The organism is Microbacterium abyssi (genome assembly GCF_015277895.1).
Classification (GTDB): Bacteria; Actinomycetota; Actinomycetes; order Actinomycetales; family Microbacteriaceae; genus Microbacterium; species Microbacterium abyssi.
This window is the reverse complement of sequence record NZ_CP063815.1, coordinates 362035-385733: the sequence shown is the minus strand read 5'-3', so window position 1 is coordinate 385733 and position 23699 is coordinate 362035. Positions and strand designations below refer to the sequence as shown.

The window sequence follows — 23699 nt, the reverse complement described above, 5'->3', positions numbered from 1 at the left end:
CCGATGACCCGGCGATTCGGGATGATCGCTCGACTGAGACCGGAGAAACGGCAGGAGTACCTCGACCTGCATGCGGCGGTGTGGCCACAGGTCGAGGCGACGATCAGCGCCACGGGCATCCGCAATTTCTCGATCTTCATCACCGGCGATGTGATCGTCGGCTATTTCGAGTACGCCGGCGAGGATTACGAGGCGGATCAGGCGATCATGGCCGCCGATGAAGCGACGCAGCTGTGGTGGTCGCGGACCGGCCCCTGCCAGTCGCCCTTCCACGCCGGCTCGACAGCGCCCAACTGGGAGATGCTCGAGGAGATCTGGCACCTCGACTGACTCGAAGATAGATCTCATTCGCGCTTGACTTGGATTCGGTTTTTTGTTCGACTTTCAGGATGAGATGGCAGGGACAGACGCTCGAAGACACGGATGCCGCCGCGCTCCCCGGTCTCGAGAATCGCACCGGGATCATGCGCTCGGTGACGACGCCGGAGTTCGCGGGCATGACCTTCCATGAGGTGCTGGCGAAGTCGGCGCTCAATCACGTTCCGGGTGGATCGCGCATGCCGTTCAGCTGGACGATCAATCCGTACCGCGGATGCAGCCATGCATGTGTCTATTGCTTCGCGCGCGGCACGCATCAGTACCTCGACCTCGACGGCGGCGGAGACTTCGATTCGCAGATCGTCGTGAAGACCAACGTCGCCGAGGTGCTGCAGCGCGAACTCCGGCGCGGCAGCTGGCAGCACGAGACCGTCGCGCTCGGGACGAACACCGATCCGTACCAGCGCGCCGAGGGCCGGTACCGGCTGATGCCCGACATCATTCGCACCCTCGCTGAGTCCGGAACGCCGATCTCGATCCTCACCAAGGGCACGCTGATCCGCCGCGATATCCCGCTGCTGGTGGAGGCCGCGAAGGACGTGCCCGTCGACGTCTCGATGTCGATAGCCATGTACGACGATGAGCTGCAGCATTCGATCGAACCGGGAACACCGTCGACTCAGGCGCGTCTCGACACCGTCCGGGCACTGACCGATGCCGGACTCCGAGTCGGCGTCTTCCTCATGCCGATCCTGCCGCACCTCACCGACTCGGTCGCCGCGATCGACCATGCGCTCCGGCGCGTCAGGGCATCGGGCGCCGACCACGTCATCTACGGCGCACTGCACCTGCGGGCCGGCGTGAAGCCCTGGTTCATGCAATGGCTGGAGCGCGAGCATCCGGAGCTCATGTCGTCGTATCGCGGACTGTATCCCGGCACCGCCGCGGATGCACCGAAGGCGTACCGGCAGTGGCTCGCCAAGCGCATCCGGCCGCTGATCCGCGCGCACGGGCTGGAGGCGCGGCACTCCGACGACGCGTATCCGACGCGCACGCTCACGCGACCCGCCGTGCTGACTCCCGCCGCGCCCCCGCCGCAGCCGATGCTGTTCTGACATGGGGCAGTCGACTCCGCCACGCGTAGGCTCGGGACTATGGCAATCGGTTCGACGATCTACACGTTCGCGGTGCAGCTGGCAGACATGGATCGCGGCGTCTACGACGATTTCACGCTCCGTGCGGCGCGGCATCCTTCCGAGACCGATGCTTACATGGTGACCCGCCTGCTCGCCTACTGCCTCGAGTACGCGGAGGGGATCGCGTTCGGCGAGGGCATCTCGTCCACAGAGGAACCCGCGGTGGTCGTGCGCGACCTGACCGGCAGTGTCACAGCGTGGGTGGAGGTCGGCGCGCCGGACGCGGAGCGCCTGCACCACGGCAGCAGACTGGCCGACCGCGTCGCGGTGTACACGCATCGTGATCCCGCCAAGGTCAAGGCTCCCTGGGCGGGCAAGCGCATCCACAACGCCGGGGCCATCCAGGTGTTCAGTTTCGACCCCGGATTCGTCGACGACGCCGTCCGTCTGCTCGAACGGCGCAGCACCGTCACGCTGACGGTCACCGAGGGGCAGCTGTACCTGGATCTCAACGGCACGACGCTCAGCTCCGCCGTGCACACTCACTCCGCCGTCTGACTCGCTGTTCACAACTCCGCAACGAAGATGCGGCGGGAAGTGTCGCCTCGTGCCGCGTAGACACCGGTCGAGCGACATGTAGCGTCACCTCCTGGTCGCGCCGTCGCGTCCGCCCTCCCGGAGGTGTCGCGTCACCCCGCTTCGGTGCCGCCTGTGCGGCACGAACAACCACCTCCTGGTCAGGCTGCGGTGGCCCCGCGCTTCAGCACCGCACGCGATCGACCACGCCCCAGGTCACCGGAAGCCGCGCGGCCATCGCGGCGACCTCGATCACATCGCCGAGCAGGAACGGAAAGGGGCCGGAATCAGATTCCGGCCCCTCGGATCCGCGCGCTTCCGCGGAATGCGATCAGGCGGTGAGCTCGGCCGCGCTCGGCATGCGGCCCGCGATCTCCTCGAGGATGTCGTCGCCGAGGCGCGCCTGCTCGAATGGTGCGTCGATCTCGGCGCGGCCGAGCAGCTCCGACGTCCGGCGCTGGCGCTGACGCGTGATCAGCGTGACGACGCGGCCGGAGCGGCCCGCGCGGCCGGTGCGGCCGGAGCGGTGCATGTACGTCTTGTACTCGTCGGGGGCATCGGCCTGGATGACCAGGTCGATGTCGTCGACGTGGATGCCGCGGGCAGCCACATCCGTCGCGACGAGCACGTTGACCCGGCCGGACGTCATCTTCTGCAGGTTGCGCGTGCGCTTGGCCTGGTTGAGGTCGCCGTGCAGGGCTGCGGCGGGGATGCCGGCATCCTCGAACTGCTCCGCCAGCATCTCGGCATAGGCGCGGGTGCGGGCGAAGACGAGCGTCTTGCCGTCGCGGTCGACCAGGGTGTTCAGGATCTCCGCTTTGTCGCGATGCTCGATCACGAGCACGCGATGCTCGATCGTGCTGGAATCCTGGTCCTCACCGGCGACCTCGTAGACGGCGGGGTCCACGAGGAACTCTTCGACGAGGGCTGCGACCTCACGGTCGAGCGTCGCCGAGAACAGCAGCTTCTGGCTGCCCTCGGCCGTGTGACGCAGGATGCGCTGCACGGGCTCGACGAATCCGAGCTCGCACATGTGGTCGGCCTCGTCGAGCACGGCGATGCGGCAGTCCGACAGGTCGAGCTTGCCCTGGTTGATCAGGTCCTCGATGCGGCCGGGGGTGCCGATCACGATGTCGACGCCCTTCTTCAGAGCACCGACCTGACGTCCCTGCGGGACGCCGCCGTAGATCTGCGTGGTGAACAGGCCGACGCTGCGGGCGATCGGCTGCACCGTGCGGTCGATCTGCAGGGCAAGCTCGCGGGTCGGCGCGAGGATGATCGCCTGCGGGTTGCGGCCGAACTCGCGGCGCTTGCCCGCCTGCGCCTTCAGGATGCTCTCGACGAGCGGAGCGCCGAACGCGATGGTCTTGCCGGAGCCGGTGCGACCCCGGCCGAGCACGTCGCGCCCCTCGAGGATCGACGGGATCGTCGCTGCCTGGATCGGGAACGGCGAGGCCGCGCCCATATTGCTCAGCGTCTCGACGATGTTCGAGCCGAGTCCGAGATCGGCGAACGAGGTGCCCTCGACCTCGGGAGCGGCGACGACCTTCGCCGCGAGCTTCTCGTGGACGACGTCCTCGGTCGGCTCGAACGGCTTCGCCGGGGAGGCGTTCCAGTCACTGCGGGTCGGGCGCTGCGCGCGGTCGTCACGGCGAGGACGCTCGCTGCGCCGGTCGTCGTTGTAACGCGGGCGGTCATCGCGGTTCGGACGCTCGTGGCGGTTCGATCGGTCATCGCGGTTGAAACGCGGACGCTCGGCACCGCGGTCGTTGCGGTCGCGGTCGTTGCGGTCGTTGCGGTCGCGGTCATAACGGGGGCGGTCACCGCCACGGTCATCGTTGAAGCGGGGGCGTTCGTCTCGATTGAACCGCGGGCGGTCCGCACCGCGGTCGCTGTTGTAACGGGGGCGGTCACCACCACGGTCGCTGTTGTAACGGGGGCGGTCACCACCACGGTCGCTGTTGAAACGCGGGCGGTCGCCACCACGATCGGTGTTGAAACGCGGGCGGTCACCACCACGGTCGCTGTTGACGCGGGAACGGTCACCGCCACGGTCATCGTTGTACCGCGGACGGTCGTTGCGGTCGCCGTTGAAACGCGGCCGGTCGCCCTGGAAGCGGGGACGCTCGCCCCCGCGCTCGTCACGGCGGGGGCGGTCGTCGTAGCGACGCCCTTCAGAGGGGCGCTCGCTGTTGTATCGCGGGCGCTCGTCACGGTGGTGCGGCGCCTCGCGACGGCCGGACTCTGCGCGGCCGCGGATGCCGCGAGCCTCGTCGCGGCCGGCACGCTCCTGGTCGCTCCAGCGACGCTTGGGCGCACCGCCGTCGGCCTCGGCCGGACGGAAGCCACGGTGGTTCGGGCTCTTGCTGCCGGGACGGCGATCGAAGCCGCGATCCGACGTGCGAGGGCGATCCGACGAGAAGCCGCGGTCTCCGGCATCCGATCGCTCATCGCGAGCGCCTGCGGGGCGGGATCCGGCGCCGGCGTGACGGTCGTGGAACGACGTCTTCTTCGCGTAGCGCGGCTCGAAGTTGCGGGACGGGCGACCGCCCTTGGGCTTGCCATTCTTTGGCATGGTGTTTCCTGACTGTCTCTGACACGAGAACAGCGCCGCTCGCGCGCACAGAGATCAGAGCGCGGCAGACATACCCGGGCATTCGTCGGCCGGGGCCATTCATGTGATGGTTTATGAACCATCGGCCCCTGAGCTCACACTTGCAAGACCCCGCGCGAACGGCGGGTGCTCGAAGCCGACCGGGACAGTCTACCGGCGGCACCTGGGAAAGACCCCCGTACGATGTCCGGGTGACGACTCTCTCCCCCACCGGCACCCAGATCCAACTGACGCGCGGTCGCGTCACCGCCCAGATCGCGCAGGTGGGAGCATCCCTGCGCGGGCTCGCCGTCGGCGGCGTGGACCTCATCTCGCGATACCCCGAGGACGTCCCGACGCCGTCGTGCTCCGGCGTCGTTCTCGCGCCCTGGCCGAATCGCGTGCGCGACGGCGCCTGGCAGGATGCCGGCACCGGGCGCCAGCTCGCGATCACGGAGCCCAAGTTCGGCAACGCCAGCCACGGTCTGCTCCGCTTCACGGCGTACGAGATCGAGCAGGCGGATGCCGCGGCCACCCTCCGCGCGACGATCCACCCGCAGACCGGATACCCGTACGAGATCGCGACGTCGGTCACGTACACGCTGACGGATGCCGGCATCCAGGTCACGCACACCCTCACGAACCGGTCGGATGCTCCGGCCCCGGTCGCCCTCGGAACACATCCGTTCGTGACGATCGGCGATGCGGATCCGCGCGAGCTCGTCCTGCGCGTGCCGGCAGCCACGCAGTTCGACACGGACGAGCGGATGCTGCCGACGGGAACGTCGCCGGCGCCTTCAGCGCTGCGCGAGGGCATCCGTCTCGGCGGCATCTCGCTCGACACCGGCTTCACCGACCTGAGCCGTGACGACGACGGCCGGGTTCGGCATTCGATCACCGCTCCGGACGGCCGTCGCGTCACACTGTGGCAGGGCGCGGGCTTCGACTTCGTGCAGGTGTACACGACGACGGGGTATCCAGGGCAGGAGTTCGCTGTCGCGATCGAGCCGATGACGGCACCGGCGGATGCGCTCAACAGCGGTCTCGGCATCCGGCGGCTCGCGCCGGGCGAGACGTGGGAAGCGTCGTGGGGGATCGAGCTCGGCTGAGGTCGGATCTGAGGTTTCGACTGCGGCGGCTGCGCCGCCTCCGCTCAACCCGTCGTCTTCGGCGCTCCGCGCCTCCGCTCAACGACCCGCAACTGATGATGCCTGCGGGCCGTCGTTCCGCGGTGTCTCTCCCTGCGCGCGGAGCTCTCCCCGCGGGTCGTTGAGCGAGCGGAGCGACACGAAACGGGCTGAGCGAGGAGCGCAGCGACGAGTCGAAGCCTCACCCAGCCGCGCGCCCTCCTTCAGCCGCACCGCCTCGCCCGAACGACCACCTCAGCTGTGGTGCTCGCGCAGCTCGCGACGGCTCAGCGGGTGCTCCGGCTCGTCGGGCTCGGGCGCACCATCGGCACTCGAGACTCCGCCATCCGGACCGCCCTTGCGCGCCCGCCGGCGCTCGCGCGCGCCCTCGACGAGGTTGTAAAGGGTCGGCAGCACGATCAGCGTCAGCACGGTCGACGACACGAGTCCGCCGATCACGACGATCGCCAGCGGCTGCGAGATGAATCCGCCGTGACCGGTGATGCCGAGCGCCATCGGCGTGAGCGCGAAGATCGTCGCGAGCGCCGTCATGAGGATCGGCCGCAGACGCTTCTCGCCGCCCGCCATCACAGCATCCCTGGTCGGCAGGCCCCTCTCCCGGTACTGATTCACCAGGTCGACGAGCACGATCGCGTTCGTCACCACGATGCCGATCAGCATCAGCACGCCGATGAGGGATGCCACGCCCAGCGGCACGCCGGTCGCGATCTGCAGCAGGATCGCGCCGGTCGCCGCGAACGGCACCGAGATGAGCAGCAGCAGCGGCTGGCGCAGCGACTTGAACGTCGCCACCATCACGACGTAGACGATGAGGATCGCGGCGAGCATCGCCAGCCCCAGCTGCGAGAACGAGTCGGCCTGCTGCGAGGCGACGCCGCCGACCTCTGCCGAAGCGCCGTCAGGCAGTTCGACGGTCTCGAGCGCCGCGGTGACCGACGCGGTCGCCGTCGCGAGGTTGTCCGACGCCGGCGGAACGGTGATAGTCGCCGTCCGGCGCCCCTGCTCGGTCGTGATCGAGGTCGGCCCCTCGGCCTCCTCGACCGAGGCGACATCCGTCAGCTGCACGAGACCGGTGGGCGTCGGGATCGTGAGCGCACGCAGGTCGTCCGCGGTCGCCGGCGGCTCTTCGGCCGCGAGCAGGACGGTGAGCGCGGTGTCGTTCAGCTCGACCGATCCGATCTGCTGCGGGCGCATCGTGCTCGACACGATCTGACCGACGGCGGCTTCTGACAGGCCGAGATCGGCTGCGGCGTCGCGGTCGACGACCACGGCGATGTACGGCAGGGAGGCGGCCAGGTTGTCAGTGACCTGTCCGATGCCGTCACGCCCCTCCAGCTCATCGGTCACCGCTGCGGTCGCCTCGGTGAGCGCTTCGCCGTTCGGGGCGGTGATGTTCACCTCGATGTCGGTCGAGCCGAACCCGGCAGAGGCTGCGACGCTGATATCGCCGACGCCCTCGAGATCGGCCGTGGCATCCAGCACGTCGGCGCGGAGCTGCTCCTGATCGACGTCGGACGACGTCATGATCGAGTACGTCACGCCGGCCCCTCCCGAGAAGGCGTCCATGAGAGAGGAGCCGCTGGAGCCGATCGAGACCTGCACGTTCTCGATGCCGTCGACGCCCTCGAGCGCATCCTCGACCTCCGCGGCCGCGGCATCCTTCGCCTCGAGGCTCGCCGTCGGACCGAGGTCCTGCGTGACGGTCATCGTGTTCTGACCGGTGTCGCTGAGGAAGTTGATCTTCATCAGCGGAGCTGCTGCCAGCGTCCCGCCGAGCACGACGACCGCGATGATCACCGTAAGGCCGGAGTGCTTGAGCGTCCAGTTGAGGATCGGGCGGTATGCGCGCTGCAGCGCAGTGGGCGGAGCATCCGGGTGCTCCGGATCGACCACCTGCCCGTTCTCATCCTTCAGCTCCTTGCCGGGCTTGAGGAACCAGTACGCCAGCACCGGCACGATCGTCAGCGCCACCAGCAGCGACGCGACCATCGCGATCGTCACGGTCATCGCGAACGGGCGGAAGAGCTCCCCGACCATGTCGCCGACGAACACGATCGGCACGAACACTGCGACGGTGGTGATGGTGGATGCCGTGATGGCCGCGGCCACCTCGCGCACCGCGAGGCGGATCGCGTCTCCCTTGTCGGCATCTCCGACGTAGTGCCGCTTGATGTTCTCGATCACGACGATGGAGTCGTCGACCACACGGCCGATCGCGATCGTGAGGGCGCCCAGGGTCAGGATGTTCAGCGAGTAACCGAAGGCCTGAAGCCCGATGAAGGTGATCAGGACGCTGGTGGGGATCGAGATCGCCGTCACCAGGGTCGAGCGGATCGACAGCAGGAACACCAGGATGACGATGACGGCGAACACGAGACCGAGCAGGCCCTCGGTGGCGAGCGTCTCGATCGACTGGACGATGAACGGCGCCTGATCGAAGACGACAGTGAAATCGGCATCCGGGAAGCTCTCCCGGAGCTCATCGATCGCGGTCACCACGCCGTTCGACACCTCGACGGTGTTCGCGGCGGGGAGCTTCGTGATCGAGATCGACAGGGCGTCCTCGCCGTTGACGCGCGAGATCGACGAGACCGGTTCGGACTCGAGCGCCACGGTCGCGACGTCGGCGATCGTGGCATCCGTCCCGACGAGCGGAAGCGCGGCGATCTCGTCGACCGAGGCGATCTTCGCACCGGTCTGCACAGTGAGGGTCTGGCCGTCCTCGGTGATGTCGCCGCCAGGGAAGAGCGTGCCGTTCTGCTGCAGGGCATCCCGGATCGCCTGGGTGCTCACGCCCGCAGCGGCGAGGTCCGCCTGGTCGGGCGTGATGGTGATCTGCTGCCCCAGCCCGCCGACGATCTCTGCGGCGTTGACGCCGTCGACGTCCTCCAGCGCCGGGATCGCGACGTTCTCAAGGTCAGCCTGCGCGGTCTCGGCGTCATCGAAACCGGTGACGGCGACCTGGATGACGGGGAAGTCGTCGATCGACACCGACAGAACCTGCGGCTCGACGTCCTCCGGAAGCTGGGAGGAGATGCGGTTGATCGACTGCTGCATCTTCTGCTCTGCCGTCGCGAGGTTCTCGCCGTAGGCGAACGTCGCCTGGATGATCGACGCGTTCGTCGTGCTCGTCGCGCTGGTCGATTCGAGACCCGGCACGCCCTGGATCGCCGTCTCGATCGGGGTCGACACATCGTTTTCGACGACCTCGGGCGAAGCACCCGGGTACGTCGTCATGACGACGAGCGCCGGCAGCTCGAGCGAGGGAATGAGCTCCTGCTTCAGGTTCGTCAGTGCGAGCCCGCCGAACACTGCGGCCACGATCGTGATGAGAGCGATCAGCGCACGGTTGCGAAGGCTGAGGACGGCGAGGTTCGACACGGCTTGTTCTCCCGGATCAGGTGGTGCGGCTGTCGTCGCCGAGGATGCCGGCGAGTGCGGTTTCGATGATGTGGCGCGGGAGCGGAGCATCGTTGATCTGCGAGTGCCAGAGTACGCCGTCCAGGAAGACGGCAGCAGCCGTCGCGCGCGCGGATCCGTGCACCGGCTCGAGGATGGCCACGAGATCGCGCGACCAGCTGCGCGCGATCTCGCGCAGCTTCGGATCGTGCACAGCGGCAGTGACGACCGCGCGGTCGGCCTGCATGCTCTGCACATCGGCCATCGCCCGGGAGAGGAGCGCGGCGATCACCGACGCGGTCGCTCCGTCGGCGTCGAGCGTCTCGCGCATCCGCTGCATCTGCACCTCGACGTGCGAGACGAGCAGCTGGAGGGCTGCTTCGCGGAGATCGTCGAGAGTGTCGAAGTACTGCGTCGTCGCACCGAGAGGAACGTCGGCGCGCGCGGCGACCATGCGGTGCGTGATCGCATCGACGCCGACCTCGATGATCAACTCAGCCGCGGCGAGCACGATCGCGTTGCGGCGGGCCTCCGGGTCTCGTCGGCGGCGCGGGGAATCGGGCATGGATCTCCTGGACTTCAGTACATGTACTTTTGTACAGAACAGGCCTGTGCAGCGGCTGAGTTCAGTTTCAGAGAAGCGTGCCGAGCCCGAGGCCGGCGAGCGCCGCGATGACCGTCGCCGCGAACGTCCCGAGCAGGTGCCCGGCCGCGGCCGGACGTTCGCCGTCGCACCACAGCGCCAGGGTGTCGAGCATCGCGGTGCTGAACGTCGTGTAGCCGCCGAGGAGGCCGGCGCCGACGACGAACGCGGCATCGGGGACGGATGCCGTGACCACCCCGAGCGCGAACGACCCAGTGACGTTCACGATGACGATCCCCCAGGGGAATCGTCCCTTCGTGAGCGACCCAGCGCCTATCAATGTCATCGTGCCGACGTCGACGAGGTACCGCAGGCCGGCGCCGGCGCCGCCGGCGATGGATGCATACACGAAGACGAGCGGCGTCATCGCTGACTCCTCGCCCGTGGGCCGGGGCGTCCGAGGCGCAGGCCGGCCGCTGCGGCGGCGATTCCCAGCCCGAGAGTGAGTACCGCATAGGCCACAGCGACCAGCGGAGTGCTCGACCACAGTTCCACCGATCCGACCACGAACGCGCTGTAGGTGGTGAACCCACCCAGGATGCCGGTGCCGAGGAAGACGCGCGTACCAGACGCTCGCGGCAGGCGAGCCGCCAGCAGGCCGATGAGCAGCGCACCGAAGATGTTGACGGAAAGGGTCGCAAGAGGGATGCCGGCGGCATCCGGCACCAGGAGCCCGATGCCCAGCCGGCCCGCCGTGCCCAGCATCCCGCCCAGCACGACGAGGAGCAGACGGCCGAGGGTCACGTCGGCAACTCTAGCCGCGGCCGATCGCCGAGTCTGTCGAAGCGCACCCGACCGGAGTAGCGTGCGAGCATGTCGGCTCCCGCGCGCACCCTGGAATGGCTCCTCGACTCCGACCCGGCCATCCGATGGCAGGTCGAACGCGACCTGCTCGGCGCCGGCGACGAGGTGTGGCAGGCGACGCGAGCCCGCGTGGTGACCGAAGGATTCGGCTCGGCGCTGCTCGCGAAGCAGGACGCCGACGGCCCGTGGGCCGGAGGCGCGCATTTCCCGGCCGGATTCTTCGACAGCGCAGAACGTGAGGATCCTGGTCAGCCGTGGGTCGCAACGAGTTGGTCGCTCAAGGATCTGCGGGAGTGGGGTGTGGATGCCGCAGCTCTCGCCGGCACGGCCGAGAAGCTCGCGGCGAACTGCCACTGGGAGTATGACGACATGCCCTTCTGGGGCGGCGAGGTCGACGTCTGCATCAACGCGTTCACGCTCTCGGCCGGCGCCTGGCTCGGCGCGGACGTCTCGCGGCTGGTGGAGTGGTTCCCCACCCACCGGCTCGCCGACGGCGGCTGGAACTGCGAGGCCGAGGAGGGCGACTCGATCCGCTCGTCCTTCCACTCGACGCTGAACGCCGTCCGCGGCATCCTGGCCTACGAGCGGATCACGGGCGACCTGTCGATGCGCGGTGCGCGTCACCGCGGCGAGGAGTACCTCCTCGAGAGGCGGCTGATGCGCCGGTTGTCCACCGGAGAGGTCGTCGGGAGCTTCGTGAGCGAGTTCGTGTACCCGAATCGTCACCGCTACAGCGCGCTGGCGGCGCTCGACCACTTCCGCGACGTGTCGCTCGCCGAGCAGTCGCCGCCGGACGACCGGCTGGCGGGCGCCGTCGAACTGGTGCGCTCGAAGCGGCAACCCGACGGAACCTGGCTGCAGGCGGCTCCGCTCCGCGGAAGAACCTGGTTCGACATCGACGTCCCTGAGGGGCAGTCGTCACGCTGGCTGACCCTCATCGGCACACGCGTGCTCGACTGGTGGGACGCCGGCCGTCTGGAATCCGTCCCTGCATAGAACGCATCGCACGGATGTCAAGGCTGTGGGTGCAGGGATACTGGCGGCGTTGACTGACACCATGACACCTCTGTGGAAGCTCAACCCGACCGTTCCGCTCGGCTCGCCGTTCGCGCCCGAGTCGCACCATGACGCTGTCATCGTCGGCGCGGGCCTCACCGGCTTGTCGACCGCGGTGATGCTGGCTCGCGAGGGCCTGGATGTCGCGGTGATCGATTCCGGTGACGTCGCCGAGCTGACATCGGGCGGCAACACCGGCAAGGTATCGCTGCTGCAGGGCCAGCAGCTCGCCCGGATCCGCCGGCATCATCCGGGATCGCTCGTGCGCGCCTATGTGGACGCCAACCGGGCCGGCATGCAGTGGCTTACGGGATTCGCGGATTCGTCGGGAGTCCGGTATCGCCGGCGCACGGACCATTCGTACGCGACGACCGTCGAAGGCCTGGATGCCGCGAAGTCCACGTACGACGCCGCACGCGAAGCGGGCCTGCCCGCCCGGATGCTCGCGGCGAGCGACCTGTCGACAGCACCGTTCCCGGCGGCCGGGGCCGTCGCGCTCGACGATCAGGTGACCATCGATCCGGTGCAGGTCACGCGAGCGCTGGCGGGGGCCCTGCTCGAAGCCGGCGGGACTCTGCACACCGGCATCCGCGTGACGGGGGCGCACGCGCTCCCCAGAGCGCGAGTCGACACCGCGGAGGGCCCCGTGTTCGCCGAGCACATCGTGCTCGCGACCGGCACCCCGATCATCGACCGCGGTCTCTACTTCGCGAAGGTGCGAGGGATGCGTTCCTACTGCGTGTCGTTCCGCGTTCCGAGCGGGCTGCCGGAGGGCACCTTCATCTCCGTCGACGGAGCCACCCGTTCTATCCGTCCCGTCTCAGAAGCCGACGGGCCACACGATGCGGCGCAGCTGGTCGTGGGCGGCAACGGCCATCCGGTCGGGCGTTCCGACGGTGAGACCGCGGCGATCGAGGACATCGTGGCGTGGACCCGGCAGTATTTCCCCGGCGCGGAGGAGACGCATCGATGGTCGGCTCAGGACTACGAGTCGCACAACCTGATCCCCTTCGTCGGAGCGATGCCCCGTGGCCTCGGCCGCATCCGGTTCGCGACCGGCTACGCGAAGTGGGGCCTCTCGAATGCGCCCGCGGCGGCGCTGCGCCTCACCGCCGAGATCCTCGGCACCTCCCGGCGCGACCGGCCGGAGTGGATGACTACGATCGGCACGAGACTGACGGTGCCGGCCGACATCGCGCGCGGCGCCGCGGAGGGCGCCAAGGTCGCCGCCGAGCTCGCCTCCGGCTGGAAGGATGCCGAGTCGAGGTCCGTCCCCGTCGCCCGGCCCGCGGAGGGCAACGGCGTAGTGGCCAACCGGTCCGCCCGTCCGGTGGGCATCTCGACCGTCGACGGCGTCACCCGCGGCGTCGGCGCGATCTGCACCCATATGGGCGGCGTGCTGGACTGGAACGACGCGGAGTGCACCTGGGACTGCCCGCTGCACGCCTCGCGCTTCGCACCCGACGGCACGCGCATCGAAGGTCCGGCGCTTCGTGATCTGCGACGTGTTCCCCGCGCGGTTCCCCGCGCGAAGGACTGAGCCTCAGCTCTCGTCCCAGCCCTGTTGCGGAGTCTCGCAGTCCTCGCGGAAGACGTACTGTGAAGCGAGCCTGCGCTGACTGCTCGACCAGTCGATCGCCGGCCGCCGCTGCTCTGCGGGCAGATAGCCCAGCCGATAGACGGCCATCAGTTCAAGGTCGTCAGGCACCCGCAGCAGGCGCACGATCTCCTCCCACCGGCCGGGAACCTCCATCGGGAAGGAGACGAACTGGATGCCCATGCCGAGCTCGACCGTCGTCAGCCACACGTTCTCCATCGCGGCGCCCATGCTGAACACCGAATAGAACGACGACAGCTCCCCCGGGCGGTGCTCGCTCCGGTCGAGCATGACACCGAGCAGGAGCGGAGAGCCCGCCACCAGCCTGCGATTCTCCTCGCCGAGGGTTCTGGGCACTCCGAACGTGTTCATCAGCTTCTGACCGCGTCTGGTGAACACCTGGCTCGTGAAGGGGCGCAGGGCTGCGGGCAGCTTGTCGAACAGCATTCCGCTTCGCTTCTCATCCATCTCGGCCTGACTGAACCGGAAGTACGGCTTGTACCGTTCGAAGAACGTGCCGTTGGACATCGCTTCGGTCGTGCTCTCGCCCGAGATGCGCGCGATCTCTTCGATCGTCTCCCGAGTCTCGACGACGACGAATCGCCACGGCTGGCTGTTCAGCTGCGAGGGCGCCCGCCCGGCGGCCTCGAGGAGGATCTTCTGGTGCTCCTCCGAGACCGGCTCGGGCAGGAACGGCCCGTTCGTGGTCTTGCGGCGGTGGATGGCGTCGAGCAGTTCCATGCGGTCACTTCCGATCGGACGGGCGGAGCGAGCGCAGGAGGCCCGCGACGATGAAGGGTGCGGCGGCGAGCGCGACGAGCGGATGCCGTCGGCTGTGCGTTCTCACGAACGGGATGGCGGTGAGTGGCACGGCGGCGGGCAGCAGTGCCATCGCGGCCGGCCGGTTCGCCGACTGCGGCCGTGCCCACCACCCGACGCCGACGGCAGCGGCCACGGCGACGCAGGTGATGATGTACAGCGCGTGGTGCAGCCACCGGAAGCCGCTGCTGTCGATGAGCTTCACGGCGACCGCCGACCCCAGCGCGCTGTTCGCGGCGTAGCTGACCGCCGCCGCCGCGAACAGCGGCACTGCGGTCGAGGGGCTCCTGCGGCGGAACATGCCTCGACCCTACGCGTCGCCGCCCGGGACTAGAGGTTCGCCTCGGCGTAGATGCGCAGCGCGTCGCGGACGAACTCCGCTCCTCGCGTGCTGCCGTCGGCCGTCGCGTAGTTCGCGCCGAAGCGCGGGTCGGCGACGTACATCTCGCCGAGACCGATCACGTACGCCTTGGTGTCGCCACCAGGGGCGGATGCCGGCGTGCCGGGCACCCCGGTCAGCCAGTCCACGTGGCGCTGAGCGAGCGCCTGTGCCTCATCGGACTCGGGCGTCGCGCCGGTCTCGGCTGCGGCGATCCAGTCGCGCCCGAGATCGGACACGAGCTGCTGCCATTCGGCGCGCTCGACGTCCGTCATCCCGCGCCACCAGCGGTCGCTGTCGGCATAGGCCTTCTTGCCCCAGCGCTGTTCGACCTCGTCCTTGTGCTGGTGGTCGAACCCGTCGAACATGTTCTCTGCCATGAGGGATTCACCTGCTTTCAATGCGTTGATGGTTGATTCGACCGACGCGATCTGCCGCGCCAGCCGGTTCCGCTCCTCGCGCAGGTACGCGAGGTGCGTCTCGAGAGCGGATGCCTCGGCGGCACCTTCGGGCGATGTGCCGAGCACCTCGCCGATCTGCGGCAGACCGAGCCCGAGCTCCCGCAGCAGAAGGATCCGCTGCAGGCGCACGAGAGCCGCCTGGTCGTAATGGCGGTAGCCGTTGTGCGCGATGCGCGAGGGGGTGAGCAGTCCGATGTCGTCGTAGTGACGCAGTGTCCTGCTCGTGGTTCCGGCCAGCCGGGCGATCTCCTGGATCGACCAGTCGCGTGTGCTCACGGCATTCGCCCTTCTCTCCGATGTCTCCACGGTAGAAGTTGACGTTGCGTCAAGGTCAAGCGCTTCCGAGAAGATTTCTTGGCGAACTCGCGATATATCGTGTTATTCTCTTCCCAACGCGATATATCGCGATCACGCAGCCCGTGAACCAACCAAGGAGAACCCCATGACCGAGAAGTGGCTCATCGCCCCCGGCGAGGAACGCGTCATCGACATCGCCCAGGCGACACGGCTCAAGGTCGGCCTGGTCGGCGGTCAGGTCGACGTCATCGCCCACGACGAACCCGGCATCCGCATCGAAGTGAGCGGCGTGACGGTGAAAGACCTCCGCATCGAATCCGACGGGACGCAGATCGAGATCGACCACCCCCAGCTGGGCTGGGACAACTTCCTCGAGGTGTTCCGCAACTTCGGCTCGGGCGGACCCCGCGCCGAGGTCAGCGTCGCCGTCCCCCGCAGCATCGCCCTGAACCTCGGCGTCGTCAGCGCCGGCGCACTCGTCTCGGGCCTCGCGAACGATGCCCGGCTCAACACCGTCTCCGGCGACATCATCGTCGACACGCACTCGGGCGACCTGACCCTGAACTCCGTCTCCGGCGACGTTCAGGTGCGCGGTCTCACCGGCACCGCGAACGCGAACAGCGTCTCCGGCGATGTCGCACTCACCGGCTCGGTGCGCAAGGCGACCGTCGACACGGTCTCCGGCAGCATCTGGGTGGATGCCGCGGGCGCTGTGAACACCATCAACCTGAACACCGTCTCGGGCAACAGCACGATCCGCCTCGAGGAGACGCTGCCGGCCAACTACGTCGTGCGCTCGATGAGCGGCGGCGTCATGATCGACGGCGTCGATCGCGCAGGCTCGGGACCGACGAATTTCACCGGCTCCACGGGCGAGCTCGCCGGCTCGTTCGTCGACCTGCGCACCAACTCGGTGTCCGGAGACACGACGGTGCTGCGCCGGCCGTTGACCACGGTCGCCGACGACGAGGAGTGGGACTCATGACCCCCGCCGTCTTCTCGCACGGCGACCTGCGGCTGTATCTGCTTTCGCTGCTCGCCGAGGCGCCGCAGCACGGCTACGGCATCATCCAGGCGCTCACTGACCGCACCGGCGGCACGTACACACCGAGCGCCGGCACCATCTACCCGCGGCTCGCGAAGCTCGAGGAGGAGGGCCTGGTCACCAAGACCGTCGACGGCCGCACCACGATCTACGCGATCACGGATGCCGGTCGCGCTGAGCTCGCCGGTCGCGAGGGAGACCTCGCCGGCATCGAGTCGGGTCTCGCCGATTCGGTCCGCCTCATCGCGAGCGAAGTGCGCCAGAGCGTGCAGGACGCGATGAAGAGCCTTCGCGCCGATCTCGCCGCCGCCGCGAACGATGAGCGGACCGCCGCGAAGACGCGCCCGTCGACCGCACGTCCCATGGGCGACGAGCGGGTCACCAGTCGCGAGCAGCTGCATCGCGCCGATGCGGCGGTCAATGCGTTCCGCGCGCGTGTGCGCACCGATCTTCGGACCCACGTCGCACGCGGTGGCGTGCTCGCCGAGAACGTCGTGGCGGAACTCGAGACCGCTCTGGATGCCGCGGCTCGCGCGGTGACCCGAGCGCTCGGCTCACCCGACCGCTGACTCGCCCTGGCGCTACTCGGTCCAGATCTCGGTCTGGTCGTCCGGAACGGATTCCTCCAGCGGCACCACCAGGATCGAACGGTGCTGCCGGTGAGCCAGACGGGCGGCCACCGAACCGGTGAAGAACTCGCGGATCGATTCGCCCAGGCCGCGCTTGCGGGTGCCGACGACGATGAGCTGTGCGTCGAGCTTGTTCGCGAGCTGCTTGATCGCCAGGGCGGGATCGCCGACGAGCTGGCGTGCAGTCCAGTTCAGGCCGCTGCCTTGCAGCGCGGTCGCCGCCTCGGCCTGCACCTCGTCGAACTCGGCGGCGCCGGCTTCGATGTTCAGGTCGATCGGCGCGGAGTGGACGTAGCCGTCCGGATCCTCGTACGTCACGAAACGCGTGACGTCGACATGGACGACGACGAGGGGGACGCTCAGCAGCTTCGCGAAGCGCGCGGCCTCCCCCAGCACATGAGAGGACTGACCGGGCTGCATACCCACGATCACAGCCTTCTGCAGCGCGGCATTCTGGGCCACTTCGTCGGACGGGGAGGAGGTTGCGTCACTCATGAATATCGTTCCCTTCACCTGCCGGCGAAGGCCAGAGGACCTGGCCCTCGTGCTATCCTGAATGCTACTCTTACCGGCCGCACGCCGGTGTCGTGAAATGCCCCGGGCGCCTGATCGCCCGGCAGCTGAACTCGTTAGGGGGTCTCGCGCATGGGCCGTGGCCGTCAGAAGGCGAAACACACCAAAATCGCCCGCGAACTCAAGGCGTACAGTCCGTCGGTGAATTACTCTGCGCTGGAGCGCGAGCTTGCTCACCCGTCGGATGACGAGAACGCCTACGTCGACAAGTGGGCCGACGAGTACGCGGACGAAGACGAAGACGAGCTCGAGAAGGCCTGACCTCTCGCGCTCGAAGACCCCGCCACATCGGTAGCGGGGTCTTCGTCGTGTCTCCGTCCGGCCGATCCCCCGGCGGCCGGTGCGATCACCAGTCGCCGTGACGCGACTCCCACTCGTCCTCGACAGTGCGTCGCCGGCCGGCGATGACCCCGAACGGGATCGACACGACGAGCACGGCGCCGATGACGATCAGCGAGACGGTCCATCCGCCAGTGACGTCGTGCAGCACGCCCACGAGCAGCGGGAAGATCGCGGCGAAGATGTAGCCGGAGCTCTGCACGAAGCTGCTCAGCGCGACGGCGCTCTCGGGCGTGCGTGCGCGGATGCTGATGAGTACGAGCGCCAGGGGGAACAGGACGCCGACGGTCCCGAAGATCGCGACCCAGAGCCAGACGGTGACGCTGTTCGACCAGAACAGCAGCCCGAGGACGCCGCCGATCCCGCAGGCGACGGCCACGGCGAACAGCGTCCGTGTCGCCTGGAAGCGCACCACCAGCACCGGAACGAGCAGTGAAGCCGGCAGTCCCATGGCTGCGAACAGCGACAGCAGGAGTCCCGCGACGGCCGGGGAGACGCCGGCGACGTCCGTGACGATCGCCGGCAGCCATGCGAACGAGACGTACGCCATGATCGACGATGTGCCGAACACGACGGCGATCGCCCAGGCCAGCGGCAGCCGCAGCAGCCGCGCGAATACGCGTGAGTTCGCGGGCGCGACGGCGATCGGGCCGGTGGAGAGCTCGGCGGGATCGATCGTTTCAGCGACCTGCACGACAGGTCGGGGGGCTGCCGGCTGCCCCGCGGTCCGCCCGGTGACGAGCATCATGATCCACGGCACCGCTCCGGCGATCGCGAAGACGCCCCAGAGTCCGAGCGAGACGCGCCAGCCCGCGGCATCCGCCACCGGCACGGCCACGAGCGGCGGCAGGAACGTCGACAGGGACATCGCCGTCGTATAGAGCGTCATCATCGTGCCGATGCGGTCGGGGAAGTACTTCTTCACCAGCGGCGGCAGCAGGATGTTGCCCATGCCGACGCCGGCGAAGATGAGCGCCGAGGTGAGCAGCAGCGGGATCGACGCGAACGAGAGCCCCCGCAGGATCAGCCCAGCGGCGATCACCAGGAGGGCGATGACGGTCACCCGCTCGATGCCGAGGCGGCGTTCGAGCAGCGGCGTGCACAGGCCGAACACCGCGAAACATACCGGCGGGGCCGTGCCGATCAGGCCGACGATGGCCGTGGGCAGCGGGAAGTCGGCGGCGACGTGATCGAGCAGCGGCGACAGCGAGGCGACGGCCGAGCGCAGCGAGAACGCGCAGAGCAGGATCCCGAGGACGGCGAGAGTGCGTCCCCGCCACGGCGGCAGGGGCGACGTCACGAACTCTGGGAGCTCTCCACCCATTCCAGGTATTCGTCGGTGACCGTGCCGGTGACGTAGCGTCCGTCGAAGCAGCTCATGTCGAGGTCGGCGACCTCGGATCCCTCGATGATCGCCGCCTTGAGATCTTCGACCTCCTGGTACACGAGGTGGTCGACCCCGAGCTCCTTGGCGATCTCAGGGATGGTGCGGCCGTGGGCGATCAGCTCGTGCTTGGACGGCATGTTGATGCCGTACACGTGCGGGTAGCGCACCGGCGGGGCGGCTGAGGCGAACGTGACCGAGAGCGCACCCGCATCCCGAGCCATCTGGATGATCTGCTTGCTGGTCGTTCCGCGCACGATCGAGTCGTCGATCAGCAGCACGTTCTTGCCCTGGAACTCGGTCGACATCGCGTTGAGCTTCTGGCGCACGCTCTTCTTGCGCACAGCCTGCCCCGGCATGATGAAGGTGCGTCCGACGTAGCGGTTCTTGTAGAAGCCCTCGCGGTACTCGATGCCGAGCTTGCGGGCGACCTCCATGGCCGAGGGGCGAGCGGAGTCGGGGATCGGCATGACGACATCGATCTTGTCGCGCGGCACGTGCTTGGCGATCGTGTCGGCCAGGCGCTCCCCCATGCGCAGGCGCGACTCGTAGACGGCGATGCCGTTCATGATCGAGTCTGGGCGGGCGAGGTAGACGTACTCGAACGCGCACGGGAACAGTTTCGCGTCGGTGGCGCACTGCTGCGTGAACAGCTCGCCCTGCTCCGTGATGAAGACCGCCTCACCCGGCGCGACCTCGCGGACGACCTCGTAGTCGCCGTTCTCGAGCACGAGCGATTCGCTCGCGACGATCCACTCGTCCCGGCTGCCGCCGTCGGTCGCCTTGCCGTCACGGCGTCCGAGGATCAGCGGTCGGATGCCGAACGGGTCGCGGAACGCGAGCAGCCCGTAACCGGCGATCACGGCGATGACGGCGTAGGCGCCTTCGATGCGCTCATGCGTGCGGGTGACGGCCTCGAAGATGCGCTCGGGGTCGAGGTCGACGTGGGAGGTCGTGGCCTGCAGCTCGCCGGCGAGCACGTTCAGCAGCAGCTCGGTGTCGCTGGATGAGTTCAGGTGCCGGCGGTCGCGCTTGGCCATGTCTGCGGTGAGTTCACGCGTGTTGGTGAGGTTGCCGTTGTGGATGAGGACGATGCCGTACGGCGCGTTCACGTAGAACGGCTGCATCTCCTCTTCGCTGGACGCCGTGCCCTTGGTGGCGTAGCGGACGTGGCCGAGGCCGACGTTGCCGAGCAGGGACCGCATGTCGCGGGTGCGGAAGGCCTCGCGCACCATGCCCTCGGCCTTGGCCGTGTGCATGACACCGTTCGGCTCGGCTGTGGCCATGCCGGTGGCATCCTGTCCGCGGTGCTGCAGCAGCAGCAGTGCGTCGTAGATGTCCTGGTTGACGGGGCCACCTGCGACCACTCCGACGATTCCGCACATGGGGTGTTACTTCGCTCCGTCCGCGTATGCGCCCACCAGGCGCACCGCACCGCCGTCGACGCCCTTGGCGCCTTCTTCGAATTCACCGGCCGGACGGGCTCCTGTCGAGACCGTCGCGACCTGCCAGGCGTCGATGCCCTCTGCCGCCAGCGCCGCGATCGCGGCATCCTTCTGGGTCTGGTCGATCACCGCGAGGAAGCCGATGCCGAGGTTCCAGGTGCCCTCGGCGGATTCCAGCGTGGACCCGGCGATGTCGCTGAGCACGCGGAACACGGGGCCGGGCGACCAGGTCGAGCGGTCGACGTCGGCCCAGCTGCCCACCGGCAGCACGCGGGCGAGGTTGGCGGCGATGCCGCCGCCGGTGACGTGGCTGAGCGAGTGGATGCTGCCGTCCGCGAGGGCGTCGATCAGGCGCAGCAGCGGCAGCGTGTACAAGCGGGTGGGCTCGAGGAGCGTCTCACCCCACGTCGCGCCGAAGTCGGCGGCGTTGTCGCCGTAGCCGATGCCGGCGCCCGTGATGATGTGGCGCACGAGCGAGTAGCCGTTCGAGTGCAGCCCGCTGGAGGCCAGGGCCAGCACGACGTCGCCGTCCTGCACGCGATCGGCGCCGAGCACGGCATCCGCCTCGACGATGCCCGTCGCGGCTCCCGCCACGTCGTAGTCGCGGGGGCCGAGCAGGCCGGGGTGCTCAGCGGTCTCGCCGCCCACGAGTGCCGTGCCGGTCGCCGTGCACGCGTCGGCGATGCCGCGCACGATGTCGGCGATGCGCTCGGGGACGACCTTGCCGCAGGCGATGTAGTCGGTCATGAACAGCGGCTTGGCGCCGACCACGACGATGTCGTCGACGACCATGCCGACCAGGTCCTGGCCGATCGTGTCGTGCTTGTCGATGGCCTGCGCGATCGCGACCTTCGTCCCGACGCCGTCGGTGCTGGTCGCGAGCAGCGGCTTGGTGTAGCCGAGCAGCGCGCTGGCATCGAAGAGGCCGGCGAAGCCGCCGACTCCGCCGAGGACTTCGGGGCCGTGCGTCGCACGGACGGACGACTTCATCAGCTCGACGGCGAGGTCACCGGCAGCGGTGTCGACACCGGCTTCGGAATAGGGGTTGGTGGGGGAGGCAGCCACCAGACAAGACTACCGCCGCGCAGGCCGTCGGCATTCCGCGTGACCACTCCGAAGCCCGCGTGACCTCCCTAGGATGGGGCCATGGCCGACAAGCCGCAGTGGTTGATCCGCGAAGACGCCGGGGTGCCGGTGCTGATCGCGCTCGCGCTGCGGCAGATGCTCGGCATCCGCGAACCGGAGGATCTGCCGAGCCTGCGCGACCTGCAGGTGCGGGCGCCGGATGCCACGGACGCGACTCCGGCGCTCGAGGAGCAATGGCGCGAGTACTGGGATATGACGGTCGAGCCGCGGGCGCACCCCTCCGATGTGCCGCTCGAGCTGATCGAGGGCTTCGACACTCTGGTCGCGCTGCCCGCCACCGGGGCCGAGGAGCTGTGCGAGGCGATCACTCCACTTGCGTCAACCGCTCTGCAGTACGCGCATGCCGCGCACAACCGCTACGTCAGCACGATGAAGACGGCCACCGGCGGCGGCGCATACCGGGCTTATGCGAGCGCGATCGCCGAGTTCGAGCGAGAGGTGGGCAGGCGAGCGCACTCGTTCGAGTTGAACGTGCAGGTGCTGCCGTTCTCTCAGCGAGGACTCTGGTGGATCGGTGCCCTCACCGTGGCCGTGACCGACGGTCTGCGACGCGATGTCGTGGCGTTCGACGCCGCCATCCGCCCGATCATCGGCGAGCTGGCCTGAGAGTGTGGCGTCGACACTTCGACTCGCGCTTGGAGCCTTCCGTGGAGCTGCACCCCGCGGATCGTTGAGCGAGCAGGAGGCGAGTCGAAACGTCGAGCTCAGTCCGACTCGATGATCGTCTCGCGGTCCACCCGCACGACGCGGTCGTGGCGTCGGGCGATGCGCTCGAGCACGACGGCGACGATTCCTCCGAGCGCCAGGCCGATCGGAACGGTCCACAGCAGCGCGAAACCGAAGACCTGTCCTGGCGGGTAGACGACGTCGAGCGTCTCGGACGGCTCGTAGCTGCCCACCATCGTCAGGATTCCGGCGGCGACGATGCCCAGGATGACGCCGATGGCCATGAACACGCCGTAGCGCGGCACGCGCCGCACGGTCGCTTCGACGGTCTCATGCGGTTCGGGGGAGGACATGCCTCCATTGTCCCACGGTCTCCGAACGCCCAGGCGAGCAGCTCTGAGCCCTCTCAGATCTGCCCGACAGCCTCGCGCTTCTCGGCCTGAAATGCGTCCTCGCGGCGCCCGTACGCCCAGTACGCCGACAGCGACAGCTGCGTCCGGTCGAGGCCGCGCTCATCGGTGAGGTGCGGCCGCAGCTGCTTCATCGCTCCGCGCTCGCCGTATGCGAAGACCTGCACGCGGCCGTCCCGCCATTCCAGCGCGCGTACCGCATCGAACAGCAGTTCGGTCGTGCCTGCGACCCGCTCGCCGCGGTGCAGCCAGCGCACCTCGACCCCGGCCGGGGCGACGAGTTCGAGTTGCTCGGACTCGTCCTGCACCTCGAGGAGCGCCGTGCCCACGGCATCCGCCGGCATCGCTTCCAGTGCCGATGCGATCGCCGGGATCGCGGACTCGTCACCGACCAGCAGGTGCCAGTCGGCGGTGGCGTCCGGCGCGTACCCGCCGCCGATTCCGCCGAGCACGACGGGGTCGCCCGGCTTCGCGTTCGCCGCCCATGGCCCTGCGACGCCCTCATCGCCGTGCGTGACGAAGTCGATCCAGATCCGGCCGGCGTCCAGGTCGAAGCGGCGGATCGAATACGTGCGCTGCGTCGGCAGCAGCTCGATCGGCAACTCCTCGCGCAGCCGCTCCATATCGTACGGCGGCGTGAGCCCGGCCCCGGCCGGCGCGAACAGCATTTTCGTGTAGGCGTCGGTGAAGCCGTTGTCCACCACGGCGGAGATCCCGGGGCCTCCCGCCACGATCCGCACGAGATGCGGTGTCAGACGGACGCGCTCGATGACCTCCAGCACGATCTGCGGGCGCTGCGGGCGCTGGGGACGGTCCCGGGTGGTCATCGGTTCTCC

At 68.6% G+C, this 23699-nt stretch carries 24 protein-coding genes; 10 read left to right on the top strand and 14 right to left on the bottom strand.

What is annotated here, in order from left to right; all coding sequences use genetic code 11:
* Positions 1-3 precede the first annotated feature (3 nt).
* From IM776_RS01885 to IM776_RS01875, 3 genes are read left to right on the top strand one after another with little or no spacing between them, the layout of a single operon-like run.
* Positions 4-330, top strand: a complete 327-nt coding sequence (locus tag IM776_RS01885; RefSeq protein WP_194421397.1) for an L-rhamnose mutarotase — start codon at positions 4-6, stop codon at positions 328-330.
* Positions 331-389: 59 nt separating this feature from the next.
* Positions 390-1433, top strand: a complete 1044-nt coding sequence (locus IM776_RS01880) for an Rv2578c family radical SAM protein (protein WP_194421396.1) — start codon at positions 390-392, stop codon at positions 1431-1433.
* A gap of 39 nt (positions 1434-1472) precedes the next feature.
* On the top strand, positions 1473-2012 hold the full coding sequence (locus IM776_RS01875; protein ID WP_194421395.1) for a YaeQ family protein: 540 nt from the start codon (positions 1473-1475) through the stop codon (positions 2010-2012).
* 349 nt (positions 2013-2361) lie between these two features.
* On the opposite strand, the gene IM776_RS01870 is transcribed toward IM776_RS01875, so the two are convergent.
* The gene (locus IM776_RS01870) at positions 2362-4605 is read right to left on the bottom strand and encodes a DEAD/DEAH box helicase (RefSeq protein ID WP_194421394.1); all 2244 of its coding nucleotides are present in this window, start codon (positions 4603-4605) and stop codon (positions 2362-2364) included.
* A gap of 230 nt (positions 4606-4835) precedes the next feature.
* On the opposite strand from IM776_RS01870, the gene IM776_RS01865 reads away from it, so the two are divergent.
* Entirely contained in the window at positions 4836-5732 is an 897-nt protein-coding gene (locus IM776_RS01865; protein ID WP_228479863.1) for an aldose 1-epimerase family protein, read from the top strand.
* 273 nt (positions 5733-6005) lie between these two features.
* Here IM776_RS01865 and IM776_RS01860 read toward each other — a convergent pair whose 3' ends face one another.
* From IM776_RS01860 to IM776_RS01845, 4 genes are all read right to left on the bottom strand, one after another.
* Positions 6006-9152 (bottom strand): efflux RND transporter permease subunit, encoded by a 3147-nt coding sequence (locus IM776_RS01860; RefSeq protein ID WP_194421392.1) that lies wholly within the window; start codon positions 9150-9152, stop codon positions 6006-6008.
* Between the two features lie 16 nt (positions 9153-9168).
* The gene (locus IM776_RS01855; RefSeq protein WP_194421391.1) at positions 9169-9735 is read right to left on the bottom strand and encodes a TetR/AcrR family transcriptional regulator; all 567 of its coding nucleotides are present in this window, start codon (positions 9733-9735) and stop codon (positions 9169-9171) included.
* A gap of 67 nt (positions 9736-9802) precedes the next feature.
* The gene (locus tag IM776_RS01850) at positions 9803-10180 is read right to left on the bottom strand and encodes a fluoride efflux transporter FluC (RefSeq protein ID WP_194421390.1); all 378 of its coding nucleotides are present in this window, start codon (positions 10178-10180) and stop codon (positions 9803-9805) included.
* Positions 10177-10557, bottom strand: a complete 381-nt coding sequence (locus tag IM776_RS01845) for a fluoride efflux transporter FluC (protein WP_228479862.1) — start codon at positions 10555-10557, stop codon at positions 10177-10179. Before IM776_RS01845 ends, IM776_RS01850 begins: the two co-directional genes overlap by 4 nt.
* A gap of 69 nt (positions 10558-10626) precedes the next feature.
* Here IM776_RS01845 and IM776_RS01840 point away from each other — a divergent pair, with 69 nt between their 5' ends.
* Complete coding sequence (locus IM776_RS01840; protein WP_194421389.1) at positions 10627-11613, top strand: squalene cyclase; 987 nt, start codon at positions 10627-10629, stop codon at positions 11611-11613.
* A gap of 61 nt (positions 11614-11674) precedes the next feature.
* Positions 11675-13213, top strand: coding sequence for an FAD-dependent oxidoreductase (locus tag IM776_RS01835; RefSeq protein WP_194421388.1), 1539 nt, complete (start codon positions 11675-11677; stop codon positions 13211-13213).
* A gap of 3 nt (positions 13214-13216) precedes the next feature.
* Here the strand turns inward: IM776_RS01835 and IM776_RS01830 are convergent, their stop codons facing one another.
* The 3 genes from IM776_RS01830 to IM776_RS01820 are packed head-to-tail and all read right to left on the bottom strand — an operon-like array spanning position 13217 to position 15205.
* Positions 13217-14011 carry a nitroreductase family protein gene (locus IM776_RS01830; protein WP_194421387.1) on the bottom strand — a complete coding sequence of 265 codons (795 nt, stop codon included), beginning with the start codon at positions 14009-14011 and terminating at the stop codon, positions 13217-13219.
* A gap of 4 nt (positions 14012-14015) precedes the next feature.
* On the bottom strand, positions 14016-14390 hold the full coding sequence (locus IM776_RS01825; RefSeq protein WP_194421386.1) for a hypothetical protein: 375 nt from the start codon (positions 14388-14390) through the stop codon (positions 14016-14018).
* A gap of 29 nt (positions 14391-14419) precedes the next feature.
* Positions 14420-15205, bottom strand: coding sequence for a MerR family transcriptional regulator (locus IM776_RS01820; RefSeq protein WP_194421385.1), 786 nt, complete (start codon positions 15203-15205; stop codon positions 14420-14422).
* A 166-nt stretch (positions 15206-15371) separates the two neighbouring features.
* Between IM776_RS01820 and IM776_RS01815 the strand changes: the two genes are divergently transcribed.
* Entirely contained in the window at positions 15372-16211 is an 840-nt protein-coding gene (locus tag IM776_RS01815; RefSeq protein ID WP_194421383.1) for a DUF4097 family beta strand repeat-containing protein, read from the top strand.
* Positions 16208-16840: a PadR family transcriptional regulator gene (locus tag IM776_RS01810; protein WP_194421381.1), complete on the top strand. Its 633-nt coding sequence runs from the start codon at positions 16208-16210 to the stop codon at positions 16838-16840. The genes IM776_RS01815 and IM776_RS01810 overlap by 4 nt, the downstream gene beginning before the upstream one ends.
* A 12-nt stretch (positions 16841-16852) precedes the next feature.
* Here the strand turns inward: IM776_RS01810 and IM776_RS01805 are convergent, their stop codons facing one another.
* The gene (locus IM776_RS01805) at positions 16853-17395 is read right to left on the bottom strand and encodes a universal stress protein (protein ID WP_194421380.1); all 543 of its coding nucleotides are present in this window, start codon (positions 17393-17395) and stop codon (positions 16853-16855) included.
* A gap of 150 nt (positions 17396-17545) precedes the next feature.
* Here IM776_RS01805 and IM776_RS01800 point away from each other — a divergent pair, with 150 nt between their 5' ends.
* A complete protein-coding gene (locus IM776_RS01800) occupies positions 17546-17734 on the top strand; it encodes a DUF3073 domain-containing protein (RefSeq protein WP_144794491.1) in 189 nt (62 codons plus the stop codon).
* An 85-nt stretch (positions 17735-17819) separates the two neighbouring features.
* Here IM776_RS01800 and IM776_RS01795 read toward each other — a convergent pair whose 3' ends face one another.
* Genes IM776_RS01795 through purM form a run of 3 tightly spaced genes read right to left on the bottom strand, consistent with a single transcriptional unit; the run spans position 17820 to position 21706 of the window.
* Positions 17820-19112: an MFS transporter gene (locus IM776_RS01795; protein ID WP_422730930.1), complete on the bottom strand. Its 1293-nt coding sequence runs from the start codon at positions 19110-19112 to the stop codon at positions 17820-17822.
* Positions 19109-20581 carry an amidophosphoribosyltransferase gene (gene purF / locus IM776_RS01790; protein ID WP_194421378.1) on the bottom strand — a complete coding sequence of 491 codons (1473 nt, stop codon included), beginning with the start codon at positions 20579-20581 and terminating at the stop codon, positions 19109-19111. The genes IM776_RS01795 and purF overlap by 4 nt, the downstream gene beginning before the upstream one ends.
* Positions 20582-20587: 6 nt before the next feature.
* The gene (gene purM / locus IM776_RS01785) at positions 20588-21706 is read right to left on the bottom strand and encodes a phosphoribosylformylglycinamidine cyclo-ligase (protein ID WP_194421377.1); all 1119 of its coding nucleotides are present in this window, start codon (positions 21704-21706) and stop codon (positions 20588-20590) included.
* Positions 21707-21787: 81 nt separating this feature from the next.
* Between purM and IM776_RS01780 the strand changes: the two genes are divergently transcribed.
* Positions 21788-22393, top strand: a complete 606-nt coding sequence (locus tag IM776_RS01780; RefSeq protein WP_194421376.1) for a zinc-binding alcohol dehydrogenase — start codon at positions 21788-21790, stop codon at positions 22391-22393.
* A 98-nt stretch (positions 22394-22491) separates the two neighbouring features.
* On the opposite strand, the gene IM776_RS01775 is transcribed toward IM776_RS01780, so the two are convergent.
* Both IM776_RS01775 and IM776_RS01770 read right to left on the bottom strand, forming a co-directional pair.
* Positions 22492-22806, bottom strand: coding sequence for a potassium transporter Trk (locus IM776_RS01775; RefSeq protein ID WP_194421375.1), 315 nt, complete (start codon positions 22804-22806; stop codon positions 22492-22494).
* Positions 22807-22859: 53 nt separating this feature from the next.
* Complete coding sequence (locus IM776_RS01770; protein WP_194421374.1) at positions 22860-23690, bottom strand: siderophore-interacting protein; 831 nt, start codon at positions 23688-23690, stop codon at positions 22860-22862.
* Positions 23691-23699: the final 9 nt, after the last annotated feature.